This is a genomic window from Cohnella suwonensis (assembly GCF_042655365.1).
GTDB classification, from domain to species: Bacteria; Bacillota; Bacilli; order Paenibacillales; family Paenibacillaceae; genus Cohnella; species Cohnella suwonensis.
Genome location: NZ_JBHSMH010000011.1, coordinates 71,420 through 86,624, shown reverse-complemented (window position 1 = coordinate 86,624; position 15,205 = coordinate 71,420). Strand labels below are relative to the sequence as shown.

Below are 15,205 nucleotides of genomic sequence, written 5' to 3'. Positions count from 1 at the left end.
TCATGACGCGCAACAAATCGGAACGGCAGGAACAAGTGCTGGATTACTTGGAGCGGTTCGGAGCCATCGCCTTGCAGGAAATGACCGAGAAATTCGATTGCTCGGAAGCGACGGCCAGGCGCGATCTCGAGGAACTGGAGAAGACGGGACGCGTCATCCGCACGATGGGCGGAGGGGCGAAGTACGGAAACGGCGGCATTCGAGAAGTATCCTTTCACGAGAAGCAGGGAGAGCTGTATCTCGAGAAGGAAGCGATCGCCGAGAAGGCCGCTTCCCTCGTGGAAGAAGGCGACGTTATCGGTTTGACCGGCGGTTCGACGACGTTCATGATCGCGCGCGCGTTAAAGAAAAGGCGCAATCTGACGATCGTGACGAACGCGGTCAACATCGCGATGGAGCTCGCGGACAGCGATACGCTGCAGGTCGTCCTGACGGGCGGCGTGCTGCGCGGACGCAGCTTCGAGCTGTGCGGACCGTTGGCGGAGCAGGCGGTCCGGTCGCTGAACGTCCACAAGATGTTCATGGGCGTCGACGGCGTAATCGCCCAAGGGGTCAGCACGTATTCCGAGTTGGAAGCCAATATCGCGAAACGGCTAATGGAACGTTCCGGTCAGACGATCGCCGTATTCGACCGCACGAAGATCGGCAAGCCGTCGTTGTTTCATGTCGCGTCGTTTTCCGAGCTGAAGGCCTGCATTACGGACGGGGATGCGGGAGCGGTGCTCGGTGACGCATTGACTTCGGCTAACGTGGCCGTATACCGCGCGACGCCTTTCGTCGCGGTGGAGGGAAAGGAGAGCGCGCGATGAACGTATCGATCGGCATCGACGTCGGGGGGACGAACATCGTCGGGGGCGTCGTGGAAGAGTCTGGAGCCGTTATTCGGAAAGTGAAGCGTCCGACGGAGGCGAACGCGGGCAGCGAGGCCGTCCTCGACCGGATTACCGACATCGTCCGCGAACTGCGCGAAAGTCTCGCGGACGGCGTCGATGCGACGGCCGTCGGCGTAGGCATTCCCGGGCTCGTCGATCCGGATGCGGGCTTATCCCGTTTCGCGGGCAATCTGGGCTGGCGCAACGTGCCGGTCGTCCGGGAATTGGAGAAGCGGATCGGCTTGCCGGTCGTCATCGACAACGACGTGAAGCTGTACGTCTACGGAGAAGCCGTCGCCGGAGCGGGAAGGGGTAGCCGTCACGTGCTCGGCATCACGATAGGCACCGGCATTGCCGCCGCGATCGTGAACGACGGGGCGATCTACCACGGCTTCAAATCGATGGCCGGGGAAATCGGACACGTTCGCATGGACGGCGTGAACGAACGCTGCTCTTGCGGGTTGGCCGGGTGTCTGGAAACGGTGGCATCCGCCTCCGGGATGGTCCGGCAGACGAGGAAGGCGCTTCGCGAAGGACGCGAGAGCGTTCTTCGCGATTGGTTTCCTGGCGACGAGGCATTCGCGGGCTTGACGGCGGCGCATCTATCCCGGGCGATGGACGAAGGCGACGCCTTGGCGACGGCCGTCATGACGCGGGCCGGCATGCTGAACGGCAGAGCTCTCGCCGCGGCGGCCATGACGATCAGTCCCGAGGTCATCGTCGTCGGAGGCGGCGGCGCGCTCGCCGGCGACAGGCTCATGGAGCCGCTTCGCAACGAATTGTACGGCTTGCTTCTGCCGGATTTCCGGGAAGGCTTGAAGGTCGTCTTGGCGGAGAACAACGACGAAGCGGGCATTATCGGAAGCGCCCTGTACGCGAGAAAGCGGATGATGGAGAGCGACGGGAAATAGACGATCCATCCTATTATTCATCACTTATCATTCAATCATCGAACCGGAGGAATTCCACCATGGCACTTATTTCATCCACTCCCCTTCTTCAAACCGCCAGAGCCGGCGGTTATTGCATCGGGGCATTTAACGTTCATACGCTGGAAATGCTTCAGGCCGTCGTCGAGGCCGCGGAAGAAACGCGTTCCCCTCTGATCATCCAGTCGACCGTCGGCACCGTCAAGCATCTCGGCGCCGATTATATCGCGGCGGCGGCCAAGGTGGCGGCGGATCGGGCATCCGTGCCGATCGCGCTGCATCTGGATCATTGTTCCGACTTCGGCGTCATCATGCAGTGCATTCGCGCCGGTTACACGTCGGTCATGATCGACGCGTCCCACGATCCGTTCGACGCGAACGTCGCGGCGACGCGCCGGGTCGTCGAAGCGGCGTCGGCGGTCGGCGTGAACGTCGAAGCGGAGCTAGGCAGAGTCGGCGGCGTAGAAGACGATATCGTCGTCGACGAGCGCGACGCGCTGCTCGCGGACCCGGAAGAGTGCGCGAGATTCGTGGAGCTGACCGGCGTCCATACGCTGGCGCCGGCGATCGGCACCGCGCACGGCATCTACAAAGGCGATCCGAACATCGATTTCGACCGCATCGGGCGCATCGCGGCGAAGGTGTCCGTTCCACTCGTCCTGCACGGCGGCTCCGGCATCCCGGAAGCCCAAGTCCGGAAGGCGGTCTCGCTAGGCATGTCGAAGATGAACGTGGCGACGGAGCTGCGCATCGTGTTCTCCGACGCGATCAAGGAAGTGTTCGCGGCCAACCCGGAAGAGAACGATCCGCGCAAGTACATGGTGCCGGCGAAGAAGGCGCTGAAGGCGGCGGCGATCGAGAAGATGCGCCTGTGCGGCTCGATCGGCAAGGCATAAGCGGCCATGCGCGATACGATAACGACGGTGACGCTTAACGCGGCGATCGATAAGACGTATTTCGTGCCCGCGCTAGTCAAAGGAACGGTCATGCGGGCGACCGAGGTGCTGAGCATGGCGGGGGGCAAAGGCGTCAACGTCGCCAGAGTACTGCATCAGCTCGGTCATCCCGACGTCGTCGCGACGGGCTTCGCCGCCGGACACAACGGACGATACCTCGTCGACCGCATCCGGGAGTCCGGCATCGGGGCCGACTTCGTCGTCGCGAACGGCGAATCGCGGCTTTGTTTGAATTTCATCGACGGCGTCGACGACTCCTCGACTGAAGTGCTGGAGCCGGGTCCCGAAGTCGAGGCGGAGCATCTCGCGGCGCTGAAGAACAAAATCGGCGGGCTGGCGGAGCGTTCCGCCGTCGTCGTGCTGTCGGGAAGCTTGCCGAGAGGCGCGCCGCCGTCTCTGTACGCCGAGCTGATCGAGCTTGTTCGCGCCGCAGGGGCGTTGCCGTTCTTGGACGCGAGCGGAGCGCCGCTCGCGTTGGGACTGTCCGCGATGCCGGCGTTCATCAAGCCGAACGAGGAAGAGATCTTAAAGCTCTTGGCCGGCAACGGCGACGGGGATCTTGATCTACGCGAAGGAGCTTTGGCGCTCGCCCGGCAAGGCATTCGCAACGTAGTCGTCACGTTGGGCGGAGAGGGCGCCGCGGCCTTCGTCGACGGCGTCGCTTACCGCGTGGCCATTCCGAAGCTGAAGGCGGTCAATACGGTCGGTTGCGGCGACGCATTCGTCGCGGGATACGCCTACGGCAGCTCGCGGGGGTGGAGCGCGGAGGCATGCTTGCGCCATGCCGCCGCGGCGGGGTGCGCGAACGCGCTGTCCGCGGTCGCCGGCGACGTGAAGAAGGATGATTTCGACATGCTGCTTCCGAGGATTTCTATCGGGGAATGGCTGAAATAAAGCAAACCCGAAAGAGCAATCGCGTAGTCCAGCGTGAAGGCCAGAGTGAAGGCAAGCATGAAGGCAAGCATGAAGGCAAGCATGAAGGCAAGCATGAAGGCAAGCATGAAGGCAAGCATGAAGGGAAGCATGAAGGGAAGCATGAAGGGAAGCATGAAGGGAAGCATGAAGGCCAGCTTGAAGGGAAGCATCCGTGTCCCGCTTTATCTAACCCATTTCCAATACGCTTTCCCTACCACAACCTGCAAAACTGCAGGTTGATCGGTACGAAATCGGCAAACGGCCCAACAACCTGCAAAACTGCAGTTTGTTGAGCCGAAAAGGATCGTTTCTCGCGAAAAGCGGCTAACAACCTGCACATTTGCAGGTTGTCGGCGATTAGTTAAAGAATAGAGCCAATCAACCTGCACTTTTGCAGGTTGTCGGCGCGACGGAGAGAAACCGGACAGCATGAACGGCGGTTGGGAAAAACCTCTTGAAGGCGGGAATTCCTCCGAGACGGACAGCGTAACGATAAAATAACTACGCAACAGCGTCGACATACCCGGGATCGATAGCGAATGCGGTCTCTTCCGAGTCACAACAACATAACCGCAAAAGTGTCCGCTGTGGTGGGGACGGGTTCAAAAGGTCATGAATGGACAACCTTTCGAACCCGTCCCCCTTTCCTATTCGCCCATCAATTCCGCGTAAGTTCTTCTGGCGACGGCCGGATCGTCCGAGCCTATGACGAGGGCGCGGCCGTCGTCGAACAACACGAACGTCAAGCCGTCCCGCAACCGTAGCCGAAGCGAGAAGGGCGTCAACTCCAAAGCGCCTGATCTTCTTAACCGGTTGCCCTGCGCTTCGAGATCGAGCGCGAGCGGCCGGGCCGGCGACACCTGGACGGTGTTCCGTCCGCAGAGCGACGCCGACGCAGCCCCGGCGGGTTCGTCTCCCTCCAGCAGTTCGAATACGCGCATGGCGCATACGGGACACGCTTCGTTGCGGGCGCTGCCGACGTCGAGGGACTGCCACTGGCTGTCCCACAAGTCGATTCGCAGCAACGTTCCGCGGAGAGCGTCCGTTCGGCCCGTCAACAGCTTAATCGCTTCCATCGACTGAACGGACGATACCGTATCGACGATCGGCGACAACACGCCGGCCGTCTCGCAAGTATCGAGAGCGCCGCCGGGAGGCATTTCCGGAAACAGGCAACGGAGGCAAGGCGTCCGCCCCGGCAGCACCGTGAACGTCATGCCGGACGCGCCGACCGCTCCCGCGTATATCCAGGGGACGCCGTGCTTCGCGCTGTATTCGTTGACGAGATACCGAACGCCGAAATTGTCGGTGCCGTCCAGGATCAAGTCGGCGCCTCCTAGAAGCGCCTCCGCGTTAAAAGCGTTCAAATCGGCGACCCGCGCCTCGATCGCGATGCCGCCATTAACCGCCTTTAACCGGGCGGCGGCCGCGACCGCCTTGGGTGTGCCGTCTTCCGCGTCCGCTTCGTCGTAGAGCATCTGCCGTTGCAGATTGCTTCGGTCGACGACGTCCCTGTCGATGAGCGTCAGCTTGCCGACGCCCGCGCGGGCCAAGTGGTTCGCGACGACGCAACCGAGCGCGCCGACGCCGACGATCGCTACCGCGGACGAGAGCAACCGGGCTTGGCCGCTTTCCCCGATCGCCGGAAAGCGCGTTTGCCTGGCGTAGCGCGAATCTCCCGCGCGAAGCGAGGTCATGGCTGCCTCCCTCCGGGCTCCTCGGCCGGCGCTGTCGGATCCCACGGCCCGAGCTGATGCCCCTTCCATTCCGTGCCGTCCTCGTACACTTCCTTCTTCCAGATCGGCACGACTTGCTTCAACCTTTCGATCGCGTAGCGGCTCGCGTCGTAAGCATCCGCGCGATGGGCGGAAGATACGGCGATGACAACGCTGATTTCTCCGATGCCGACCGTACCGATCCGATGATCGATCGCCGTCAGCGTCCCGGGCCAACGTTCCGATATTTCGTCTCCGATTTGCGCGAGTACTTTTTCCGCCATCGGCACGTAGGCTTCGTATTCGAGCGTGACCGTCCGTTTGCCCATCGTCCATTCCCGGGTCGTGCCGACGAATGCGATCGCCGCGCCGTGGTCGGGATGGAGCACGCGATCCAGCGTCGCTCCCGGATCCAGCCGGGTTTCCGTTATCGCGAATCGCTTGGCCGCACCGCCTTCGGCTTGCGCTTCGGGTTCGCCATCGGCGTTCGAGCCCCCGGATACCGGAGGGAGCAAGGCGAGCTCGTCGCCGGCTTCGACCGTCGCCCCGTCCGGGGCGAACGCCTGGTTGCGGGCGACGAAGCAGACGGAGAGCAGCGCCGCGTGCTCCGGATAACGTTCGGCGAGGCGCCGCTTGAGTTCGCCCGCGGTCATGCGGTCTAACTCCCACTCCGGCGCGATCGCGCGGGTATCGAGCTTCTCCGCCAGTCCCGCGAATAAGATGATGTTCCATTTCGATGCCATCCGGTTTTCGACTTCCTTCCGTTAAACGTCAACATACATTCCATTCGCCAAGCATATCATATCGATCGTGAAAATGTTATGCTAGGAGAACACGTAAGAAGAGATTGGAGGTGGGCGGAATGCCGCAATTAACGGACAGGTTCGGGAGAAAACATACCTATTTGCGCATCTCCGTGACCGACAGGTGCAACTTGCGTTGCCTCTATTGCATGCCGGAGGAAGGCATGCAATTCATGGAGCAGGACAAATTGCTGTCCTACGCGCAAATGGTCGAAGTCGCCAAGGCGGCCGCCGGTCTCGGCATTCGCAAATTCAGGATTACCGGCGGGGAGCCCCTCGTCCGGCCCGGCCTGGAGGAGCTGATCGCCGGCATCGCGGCGTTGCCCGGCGTGGAAGATATTTCACTCACGACGAACGGCCTGTTGCTCGCGCAGCAAGCCGCGAAGCTGAAAGAAGCCGGGCTGAAGCGGGTCAATATCAGCTTGGACACGATGGATCCGACACGGTTCAAATTCATCGCGAGGCGCGGAGAGCTAAATAAAGTGTGGGAAGGCGTCAGAGCCGCCGCCGAAGCGGGGCTCGGCCCGATCAAGCTGAATTGCGTCCTGCTCAAGGGCGTTAACGAAGACGAGATCGGCAAGTTCCTTCGTCTGTCCGTCGACCAGCCGCTTCACGTCCGGTTTATCGAATACATGCCGATCGGCCACGACGACGCCGGATGGCGCAACCATTACCTGCCGCTTTCCCGCGTTCTCGAAGAGGCGGAACGTCTCGGCTACGCGCTCGAGAAAGCCGAAGGACCGGGAGGCAGCGGGCCGTCCGACGATTGGCGGATCGCCGGCGCGGCGGGCACCTTCGGCCTGATTCATCCGGTCAGCGATCATTTCTGCAAAAGCTGCAACCGTCTCCGGTTAACGGCCGACGGCAACTTGAAGCCTTGCCTGTACTGGGTGGACGAATTGAACGTCAAGCCCGCTCTCGGTTCTCCGGAAGCGCTGGAAAAGCTGTTCTACCGGGCGATGGACATCAAACCCGAGAATCACGAGATGGCCGCCCTGCTCGCGGGCGAACGGCAAAGCCATATGCCGACCGAGCGCCGCATGTCGCAAATCGGAGGTTAGGAGGGAACGATCTTGTCCGAGTTCGCAAATGAGACAGCCGGCGGCGACGGGAAGCCGCGCGTCGCCGTGGCGATGCCGGACGGCCGTCGTTTCGAGACGACGCCGCAAGAGATGGCGGAGTTGTCCGGCCGCACGTTCCCGGTGAACGATAGGGTACCCGGCGCGCCGGGCGAGGGCTTCGGATTGGCGGAGTGGTACGAAGCGGCCGTCAGGGGGCCGGATGGAGGCGAAGACGCGTCGCGTCCGACGCATCTCGTCGTACGGGCCGCCGACGAGTTCCAAGCGACGATTCCTTGGGCCGAGCTCGGCGGAGCGCTTTTTCAATACGCGATCGGAGGCTTGCCGCTAGAGAAAGGGAGCCCGATTCGCCTTTACGTGCCGGACGGAAGCAGCGCGTGCCTGAACGTGAAGAGCGTCGTGAACGTCCGCTTCGTTCGCGACTCCACGCTTGGCGATGAAGCGGCTTACGGCTTCGTGAACGAAGTGAGCCCGAATCGATTGATTAAAGGATTGAAAGCCAAATGACAAAGGCGGGCTTTACGATCTCGTTGATACATACGAACGATTTGCACAGCCACCTGGAGCAGCATTCCCGTATCGCCCGGTATATATCGGACGCGCGGCGCGAGGTCGGTCCGGAGGGTCTCGTCGTCGTCGATTGCGGCGATTTCCTCGATCGGGCCCGCATGGAGACGGAAGGTTCGAAGGCGGCCGTCAACGTGGAGACGCTGGAGGCGATCGGTTACGACGCCGCCGCCTTAGGCAATAACGAGGGACTCAGCTATACGACGGGGGAGCTGGATGCCCTGTTCGGCGGAAGTCGCGTGCCGATCGTCTGCGCGAACATGAAGCTCAAGAAGACGGGAGAACGTCCGGCATGGATGAAGCCGTCCGTTAGATTGGAAAGGATGGGCGTCCGGATCGGAATCATCGGTCTGACCGCGCCGTTCACGAGTTATTACGAGCTGCTGGGCTGGGAAGTCGCCGAGCCGATGGAAGCGCTGATGGAAGAGACGGCCCGACTTCGCCCGGAAGTGGACATGCTCATCCTACTGTCCCATCTTGGCATTCGCGCGGACGAACTCATCGCGGAGACGGTGCCGGGCATCGACCTCATTCTCGGAGGCCATACGCATCACTTGCTGGAAAAGCCGCTTAGGGTCGGCAACGCCGCGATCTGCGCCGCGGGCAAATTCGGCGATTACGTCGGAACGCTCGAACTCCGTTTCGACGGAGAGAGCAGGTTAACCGCAATCGACGGCGGTTCGGTTCCGACGTCCGACTGGCCGTCCGACGAACGCTTCGATCGGCTCGTGGAGCGGCATCGCGAGCAAGCGAGGAATGCAATGAACAGGCCGATCGCGACGTTGAAAGAGCCGCTGTCGCTGCGATACGACCGGGAATCGGCGCTGCCGACGCTACTCGCCGCCGCGGTCAGGCGCGCGACCGGCGCGGAGATCGGACTGGTGAACGCCGGGCAACTGCTTCGCGGTTTGCCGGAGGGGGAAGTGACGGAGTTGACCGTTCACGCGATTTGCCCGTCCCCGATCAATCCGTGCTCCATCGAACTAAAGGGCCGCCAAATCCTTAACTCGCTTGAAGAAAGCTTGCTACCGGAGCTTCAACAGCTCGAAATCCGGGGCTTCGGCTTCAGGGGACGCGTGCTCGGCACGCTATGCATGGACGGTTTGGAGGCGACGGCCAATCTCTCCTCGCCGCCGTTCGGTAAAGTCGCGAAGGCGACGGTTAACGGCGAGCCGATCGATCCGGAACGGTCGTACACGGTAGGCACGCTGGACATGTTTACTTTCGGAGCCGGCTACGTCGGACTGAAGGAAGGCCGGAACGTGCGGTACTTTCTTCCGGCATTCATTCGCGACCTGCTGTCCGAGTCGCTTAACGACGAGCGGCTCGCGGAAGAAGCCAACTGCCCCCGTTGGACCTATCACTAGATCCCGCTTTCCGGAGCGGAACTTTCATAACGATTAGGAGTGAGTTGACGTTATGCTTCATTGGTTCGATTCGATTATACTCGGCATCGTGGAAGGATTGACGGAGTTTCTGCCGGTATCCTCCACGGGACACATGATTTTGACGAACAAGCTGCTCGGGTACGGCGAAGAAACGCCGGAGCAATTGAAGACGTTCGAGATCGTCATTCAATTCGCCGCCATTCTCGCGATCGCGATCGTCTATCGGCACAAAATCCTCCAAGTATTCGGTCTCGGCCGCAAGGACGTCGTCAAGGGACTGTCCGTCGACGCGCTGCCCAAGCGCCGCTTGAACATGCTGCACGTCATCCTCGGCATCGTGCCGCCTCTCGGCGTCGCGTTCGTTTTCCGGGATTTTATCAAGGAAATCGGATTCCATACCGCTCCCGTCTTATGGGCGCTCGTCGCGGGCGGCATTTACATGTGGGTGACGGAGTACTTCTACGATTCCGGCAAAATCAAGAGAACCGCGGAGACGATGGACGACATTTCCTACCGGCAGGCGCTCATTATCGGAGTGCTGCAATGCGTGTCCGCGCTTTGGCCGGGCTTCTCCCGTTCGGGCTCGACGATCGCGGCGGGGATGCTCGGCGGCGTCAGTTACCGCGCTTCCGCCGATTTCTCGTTCTTCATCGCCATTCCGATCATGACGGCGGCGACGGGGTACGAGCTTCTCAGCAACATCGATAATTTCCGTTCCGGCCAGATCGACGTCGGGTTTCTGCTGACCGGCTTCATCGTCTCGTTCTTCGTCGCCTGGATCGTCGTGATCGCGTTCCTGCGGGCGCTGCAGAAGCTGAAGCTGAAGTATTTCGCATGGTACCGTTTCGCCGTAGCGGCCTTATTTTATCTGTTCATCATGCGCTAAGTCGATTGATTGATGTCGATACCTGTCGACGAAAGAAGAATTTACGCGAATAAAAGCGAAAAAACTCTTTACTCTTTCCTAAATTTTACCGATGATAGGGATAAGGAAACTTGTGTCTTTAGACCTGCATCCAAGTAACGAAGGAGGGAGAAGTGACGAGATGCTCATGGTGCCGATTGCTACCAGCCAGCCGGGAATGAGGCTAGCCAAAAAAATATATTCAGATGACGGCATCGTGCTTCTTGCGGAAGGGGTCGAATTGAACGCGACGCTCATCCGCCGGCTTGGAGAATGCGGAATTACTTACGTGTACATCCAAGACGACAGAACCTCGGACTTGGTCGTTCGGGAGCTGATCAGCGAAGAGACGCAGCGAAGAGTGCTTCAGGCGGTCAAGATGGCGTTCAAAGGGTTCGTGGATCAGCCGAGCCGCGGCCGCAACGGCACGTATCCGTACGTAGGCAGGAGAATGCGTCAGGCGATGCATTTGATTCTGGACGATCTGAGCCGCAACCAAGACGCGATGATCATGCTGATGAACATGCAGACGGTGGACAATTACTTGTACCGGCATTCGCTGAACGTATGCGTCTATACCGCGTTGCTAGGCTTGGCGCACGGCTACGACGACGAGCAGATGGTCACGCTCGGCATGGGGGCCCTGCTCCACGATGTCGGAAAGACGCAAATCTCGATGAAGGTGCTGCTGAAGCCGGACAAGCTATCGGATTACGAATTCGCGGAGATGAAGAGGCATACCGAACGGGGCTACTATTTGCTCAAGGACGAGCCGAACATTCCGCTGCTTGCGGCCCATTGCGCCTTCCAGCATCACGAGCGTCTCGACGGCTCCGGATATCCTCGCGGCATCAAGGGCAACGAGATTCACGATTTCGCGAAGTGGATCGGCATCGTCGATTCTTACGACGCGATGACGAGCCACAGAATCTACCGTAAGGCGATGCTGCCCCACCAAGCGGTCGAAGCGCTATACTCGGGTAGCGGCACCTTGTACGAGACTTCGATGCTAAGGCTGTTCCGGGACAAAGTGGCGATCTACCCGATCGGAATGTCGGTGAAGCTGAACACGGGCCAAACCGCCGTCGTGACGGATATTAACTCGACGTGCGCTCATCGTCCCGTCATCCGGGTGCTGACCGACGAATACGGGCAAAACCTGAACGCGCCGTTCGACATGGATTTATCCAAGCAACTGAACGTTCTTGTATCGAAGGTAGAATTCGACGAAGAAGAGTTGAACCCGTTGCCCGCTTGACCTCGCAAGCCGTCCCGACGACGCGTCGGGACGGCTTGTTTTGCGCGGGAACGTTTGTATTTCAACCTTTCGCCCGGTACAATAAAAGGAACGCAACCGAAGACAGGAGTATGAACGATGCAAGCAATTTCCCTTTCGGCAGGCACGCTGCCGTTCGCGGCGCCTGCGGGCTGGATCCCCCTTTCGCCCGAATACGATCCGTGGGACCCGATCCGGTCGGCCGCCGCTTACGGCCGACACGAACTGACGAGCGTAGAACTCACGGTTACCCACCTGTGCAACATGAGATGCGAGCATTGCGCCGTCGGCGACAGCTTGACGACGAAGGAGGCGCCGCATTTGCCGCTCGACCTTCTGTTCGCGAGACTCGACGAGGTCGAACGCTTGGAGACGATCAGCATGACCGGAGGAGAGCCGACCTTCAGCATGGACACCGTCCGCGACATCCTCGTTCCGGTGCTGAAGTACGCGAGGAAACGGGGTGTACGCACGCAGCTGAATTCGAACGTGACGATGGATTACGAGAGATACGAAATGATCGCGCCCTATCTCGACGTTATGCACATCTCGTTTAACTATACGAAAGCGGAAGATTTCCACGAAGTCGGCTTCGCGCGCACCGGAAGGAACGTCTCTTCCGGAATGATCGCGAAAATGTACGAGCGCATGATCGAAAACGCCCGCAGACTCGCGGACGGCGGACTGTTCGTGTCCGCCGAATCGATGATCAACTACCGCACGCACGGCAAGATCGCGGACATCCACCGGTTGATCCGGGAGATGGGGTGCGTTCGCCACGAGGTGCATCCGATGTATCCGAGCTCCTTCGCTTCCGGCCTTCCCGCGATTACCCGGGGACAGATGGCCGAAGCGGTAGAGACGCTGTTGGACGTACGGGATCCGGACATGTGGATGCTGTTCGGCACCTTGCCGTTTTTCGCCTGCAGCGAAGACGAATCGGAACGGCGGTTAGTCCGCCGCCTTCGGGAAGAAACTAACGTGACCGTGCGCAACGATCCGGACGGAAGAAACCGGGTCAACGTGAATCTCTTTTCCGGCGACGTCTACGTGACCGATTTCGCTTCGGTTCCGCCGTTCGGCAACATCCGCGGCGAGAAGCTGGACGACGTGTTTGCCAAGTGGCGGGACCACCCGATGCAGATGGCCGTCAATTGCCATTGCCCGTCCGCGGGATGCTGCGGTCCGAACCTGCTCGTGTCCGAAATGTATTACAAAGGGATAGATTTCAAGGCTAGGAAGGCGATCGTCTAGCGGATTCCGCTAGGCGGCTTCGGTGCCGGCCCTACATAAGGAGGAACGCGAACGAATTGGAATTTCAATGGGGTATGATTTTCTGGAACGTGGTCCTTGTCCTGTTTCTCGTCTTTCTTAACGGATTTTTCGTCGCGTCGGAGTTCGCGCTCGTCAAAGTGCGGCAGACGAGGCTGCAGCAACTGAGCAACGAAGGCAACGTGCGGGCCAAATACGCGCTCAAGGTCAACAAAAGACTGGACGCGTACTTGTCGGCGACGCAGCTCGGCATTACGCTCGCCTCTCTCGGTCTCGGCTGGGTGGGAGAGCCCGCCATCGCGGATTTGATCATCTCGCCGTTGCTGCACGACTTCGGCGTAACCGACGAGACGGTCATTCACACGATCGCGTTCGCGGTCGCGTTCTGCGTCATTACGTTCCTGCACATCGTGCTCGGCGAGCTTGCGCCGAAATCGCTCGCCATCCAACGTTCCGTCGGCGTTTCCTTGTGGTTGTCGTGGCCGCTTCTCGTGTTCTATCGGTTGTTCTTGCCGGTGATCTGGTTCCTTAACGGCTCCGCGAACAAGCTGCTCAAGCTGTTCGGCGTCGAGCCCGCGAGCGAGCACGAAGCGGCCCACACCGAGGAAGAAATCCGCATTCTGATGGACGAGAGCGCCAGGAACGGCATTATCGACAAAGACGAAATGACGCTATTCGATAACGTGTTCGAATTTGCCGACCGCGTCGCGCGAGAGGTCATGCTGCCCCGGACGGACATGGATTGCCTGTTCGCGAGCGATACGTTCGCCGAGAACATGAAGACGGTGTACGAGACGAAACATACGCGTTATCCGGTCGCGCTGGAAGACAAAGACCAAATTCTCGGTTTCGTGCACATTACCGACTTGTTGACGTCCGATCCGGACGAAGAGCATAACCTGAAGCAATTTTTGCGTCCGATTCTAAGCGTTCCGGAATCGATGGAAATCAGCAAAGTACTGAAGCTCATGCAGCGCAAGAAGTCCCAAGTGGCCATCGTCGTCGACGAATACGGCGGAACGGCGGGCATGCTGACGGCCGAGACGATCTTGGAAGAGCTCGTCGGGGAGCTTCACGACGAATTCGACGACGAACTTCCGACGGTCGTCGTAAAAGGGGAATTAACCTCCGTGGACGGGCGTATTCTTATTGAAGACGTCAACGATCTGCTCGGCCTGGATATCCGCGAAGAGGAAGTCGATTCGATCGGCGGGTGGCTGTTTAATCATCTGGAAGGCAATATTTCCAAGGGACAGAAGGTCGTCCACGACGGGTACGTGTTCGAGATCGCCCAGACGGAGCGGCTGAGGGTCCAGCGGGTGCATATTTACAAAAACGTCTTGAAGCCGGCGCAGATTAAAGCAGAAACCGATAAGCAGCAGGAGGATTCCGCGACATAAGAGAGGCCAGCGATAGAGTAGGAGGAATGGGCAATGCCGATTCGAACCTTGCTGTTTGTCGTCGTATCGCTTCTGTTCTTGTATTTGCTCTTCACCGTCGGCGCGCCGTTCCTGCTTGCGCTCGTGATCGCGATTTTCCTGGAGCCGCTCACGCAGCTTCTCATCCGGCGAACCGGAATGAACCGGCTGGCGGCGTCTACGATATCCAGCACGCTGTTCACCGTTCTGCTGCTCGGTTTGCTCGGCCTGATCGGCATGAAGCTGATCATCGAGCTTCGCACTTTCCTCGATCGTCTACCCGATACGCTGAACAACGCGAACGCCTACATCAAAGACTTGATCGACCAAGCGCAGCGATATTCGAACCAAGGCGAGGATCCGGTCCCGCATCAGTTGGAGCAATGGCTGTCCAACATTACGGGGGCGCTCGGCCAACTGTCCACGAAGCTGTCCGGCATCCTGTTCGGTTTCGCGACGGGCATTCCCGACTTCTTCATTTTCTTTATCGTGTTTCTCGTCGCGGTTTACTTGTTCACGCTTAGCTTGCCGGTCATGAAAAGCTCTTTTCTCTCCCTGTTCGAAGACAAGTCCAAGCTGCAGGTGGAGGAAGTGCTCGCGAGCTTAAGGCAGTCCGTGTTCGGTTTTCTCCGCGCCCAGTTTTTCATCAGCATGATCACGTACCTGATGTCGTTCGTCGGCTTGCTGCTCATCGGCACCGGGTATCCGCTGGCGATCGCTCTTCTGATCGTCATCGTCGATATACTGCCCATTCTCGGCGTCGGTTCGGCGCTGATCCCGTGGGCGATCTACCGGATCGTCATCGGAGACATGTACACCGGAATTGGACTCGTTATTCTGTTCCTCGTCATTACCGTCGTGCGAAGAATCGTCGAGCCGAAGATTCTCGGGGACGCGGTCGGCATCGGCGCGTTGTCCGCACTGATTAGCCTATACGTCGGATACGAGCTCGTCGGCGTCGTCGGCGTGTTCCTCGGCCCGATCGTCGTCATCGTCTTCTCCGCGATGCGCAAGGCGGGACTGTTCGACTTCAAGATTAAATTTCAATAAGGACGATTCACGAGACCGCACGGCATTCCCGCCGGCGGTCTTTTTTGCGACGCGCATCCAT

Annotated in this window: 15 protein-coding genes; 13 read left to right on the top strand and 2 right to left on the bottom strand. The window is 59.7% G+C overall.

What is annotated here, in order from left to right; all coding sequences use genetic code 11:
• The first annotated feature begins 2 nt into the window (after positions 1–2).
• The 5 genes from ACFPPD_RS06630 to ACFPPD_RS06610 are packed head-to-tail and all read left to right on the top strand — an operon-like array spanning position 3 to position 3,965.
• The gene (locus ACFPPD_RS06630) at positions 3–809 is read left to right on the top strand and encodes a DeoR/GlpR family DNA-binding transcription regulator (RefSeq protein ID WP_209748651.1); all 807 of its coding nucleotides are present in this window, start codon (positions 3–5) and stop codon (positions 807–809) included.
• Positions 806–1,783 (top strand): ROK family protein, encoded by a 978-nt coding sequence (locus ACFPPD_RS06625; RefSeq protein WP_209748653.1) that lies wholly within the window; start codon positions 806–808, stop codon positions 1,781–1,783. Before ACFPPD_RS06630 ends, ACFPPD_RS06625 begins: the two co-directional genes overlap by 4 nt.
• Before the next feature lie 59 nt (positions 1,784–1,842).
• Entirely contained in the window at positions 1,843–2,697 is an 855-nt protein-coding gene (fba, locus tag ACFPPD_RS06620) for a class II fructose-1,6-bisphosphate aldolase (RefSeq protein WP_209748655.1), read from the top strand.
• Positions 2,698–2,703: 6 nt separating this feature from the next.
• Positions 2,704–3,651: a 1-phosphofructokinase family hexose kinase gene (locus ACFPPD_RS06615; protein WP_209748657.1), complete on the top strand. Its 948-nt coding sequence runs from the start codon at positions 2,704–2,706 to the stop codon at positions 3,649–3,651.
• On the top strand, positions 3,639–3,965 hold the full coding sequence (locus ACFPPD_RS06610) for a hypothetical protein (RefSeq protein WP_209748660.1): 327 nt from the start codon (positions 3,639–3,641) through the stop codon (positions 3,963–3,965). Before ACFPPD_RS06615 ends, ACFPPD_RS06610 begins: the two co-directional genes overlap by 13 nt.
• Before the next feature lie 354 nt (positions 3,966–4,319).
• Here ACFPPD_RS06610 and ACFPPD_RS06605 read toward each other — a convergent pair whose 3' ends face one another.
• Both ACFPPD_RS06605 and ACFPPD_RS06600 read right to left on the bottom strand, forming a co-directional pair.
• A complete protein-coding gene (locus tag ACFPPD_RS06605) occupies positions 4,320–5,369 on the bottom strand; it encodes a ThiF family adenylyltransferase (RefSeq protein WP_209748661.1) in 1,050 nt (349 codons plus the stop codon).
• Positions 5,366–6,130, bottom strand: a complete 765-nt coding sequence (locus ACFPPD_RS06600; protein ID WP_209748663.1) for a molybdenum cofactor biosynthesis protein — start codon at positions 6,128–6,130, stop codon at positions 5,366–5,368. Before ACFPPD_RS06600 ends, ACFPPD_RS06605 begins: the two co-directional genes overlap by 4 nt.
• A 119-nt stretch (positions 6,131–6,249) precedes the next feature.
• Here ACFPPD_RS06600 and moaA point away from each other — a divergent pair, with 119 nt between their 5' ends.
• From moaA to ytvI, 8 genes are all read left to right on the top strand, one after another.
• Entirely contained in the window at positions 6,250–7,251 is a 1,002-nt protein-coding gene (moaA, locus tag ACFPPD_RS06595; protein ID WP_209748665.1) for a GTP 3',8-cyclase MoaA, read from the top strand.
• A gap of 12 nt (positions 7,252–7,263) precedes the next feature.
• Positions 7,264–7,776 carry a hypothetical protein gene (locus tag ACFPPD_RS06590; RefSeq protein WP_378081597.1) on the top strand — a complete coding sequence of 171 codons (513 nt, stop codon included), beginning with the start codon at positions 7,264–7,266 and terminating at the stop codon, positions 7,774–7,776.
• The gene (locus tag ACFPPD_RS06585; protein WP_378081595.1) at positions 7,773–9,203 is read left to right on the top strand and encodes a bifunctional metallophosphatase/5'-nucleotidase; all 1,431 of its coding nucleotides are present in this window, start codon (positions 7,773–7,775) and stop codon (positions 9,201–9,203) included. The genes ACFPPD_RS06590 and ACFPPD_RS06585 overlap by 4 nt, the downstream gene beginning before the upstream one ends.
• 52 nt (positions 9,204–9,255) lie before the next feature.
• On the top strand, positions 9,256–10,110 hold the full coding sequence (locus ACFPPD_RS06580; RefSeq protein ID WP_209748667.1) for an undecaprenyl-diphosphate phosphatase: 855 nt from the start codon (positions 9,256–9,258) through the stop codon (positions 10,108–10,110).
• Between the two features lie 160 nt (positions 10,111–10,270).
• A complete protein-coding gene (locus ACFPPD_RS06575; RefSeq protein WP_209748669.1) occupies positions 10,271–11,386 on the top strand; it encodes an HD-GYP domain-containing protein in 1,116 nt (371 codons plus the stop codon).
• A 117-nt stretch (positions 11,387–11,503) separates the two neighbouring features.
• The gene (yfkAB, locus tag ACFPPD_RS06570; RefSeq protein WP_209748671.1) at positions 11,504–12,658 is read left to right on the top strand and encodes a radical SAM/CxCxxxxC motif protein YfkAB; all 1,155 of its coding nucleotides are present in this window, start codon (positions 11,504–11,506) and stop codon (positions 12,656–12,658) included.
• Between the two features lie 74 nt (positions 12,659–12,732).
• The gene (locus ACFPPD_RS06565; RefSeq protein WP_209748758.1) at positions 12,733–14,076 is read left to right on the top strand and encodes a hemolysin family protein; all 1,344 of its coding nucleotides are present in this window, start codon (positions 12,733–12,735) and stop codon (positions 14,074–14,076) included.
• 33 nt (positions 14,077–14,109) lie between these two features.
• Positions 14,110–15,144, top strand: coding sequence for a sporulation integral membrane protein YtvI (gene ytvI / locus ACFPPD_RS06560; RefSeq protein WP_209748673.1), 1,035 nt, complete (start codon positions 14,110–14,112; stop codon positions 15,142–15,144).
• The last annotated feature ends 61 nt before the right edge of the window (positions 15,145–15,205 follow it).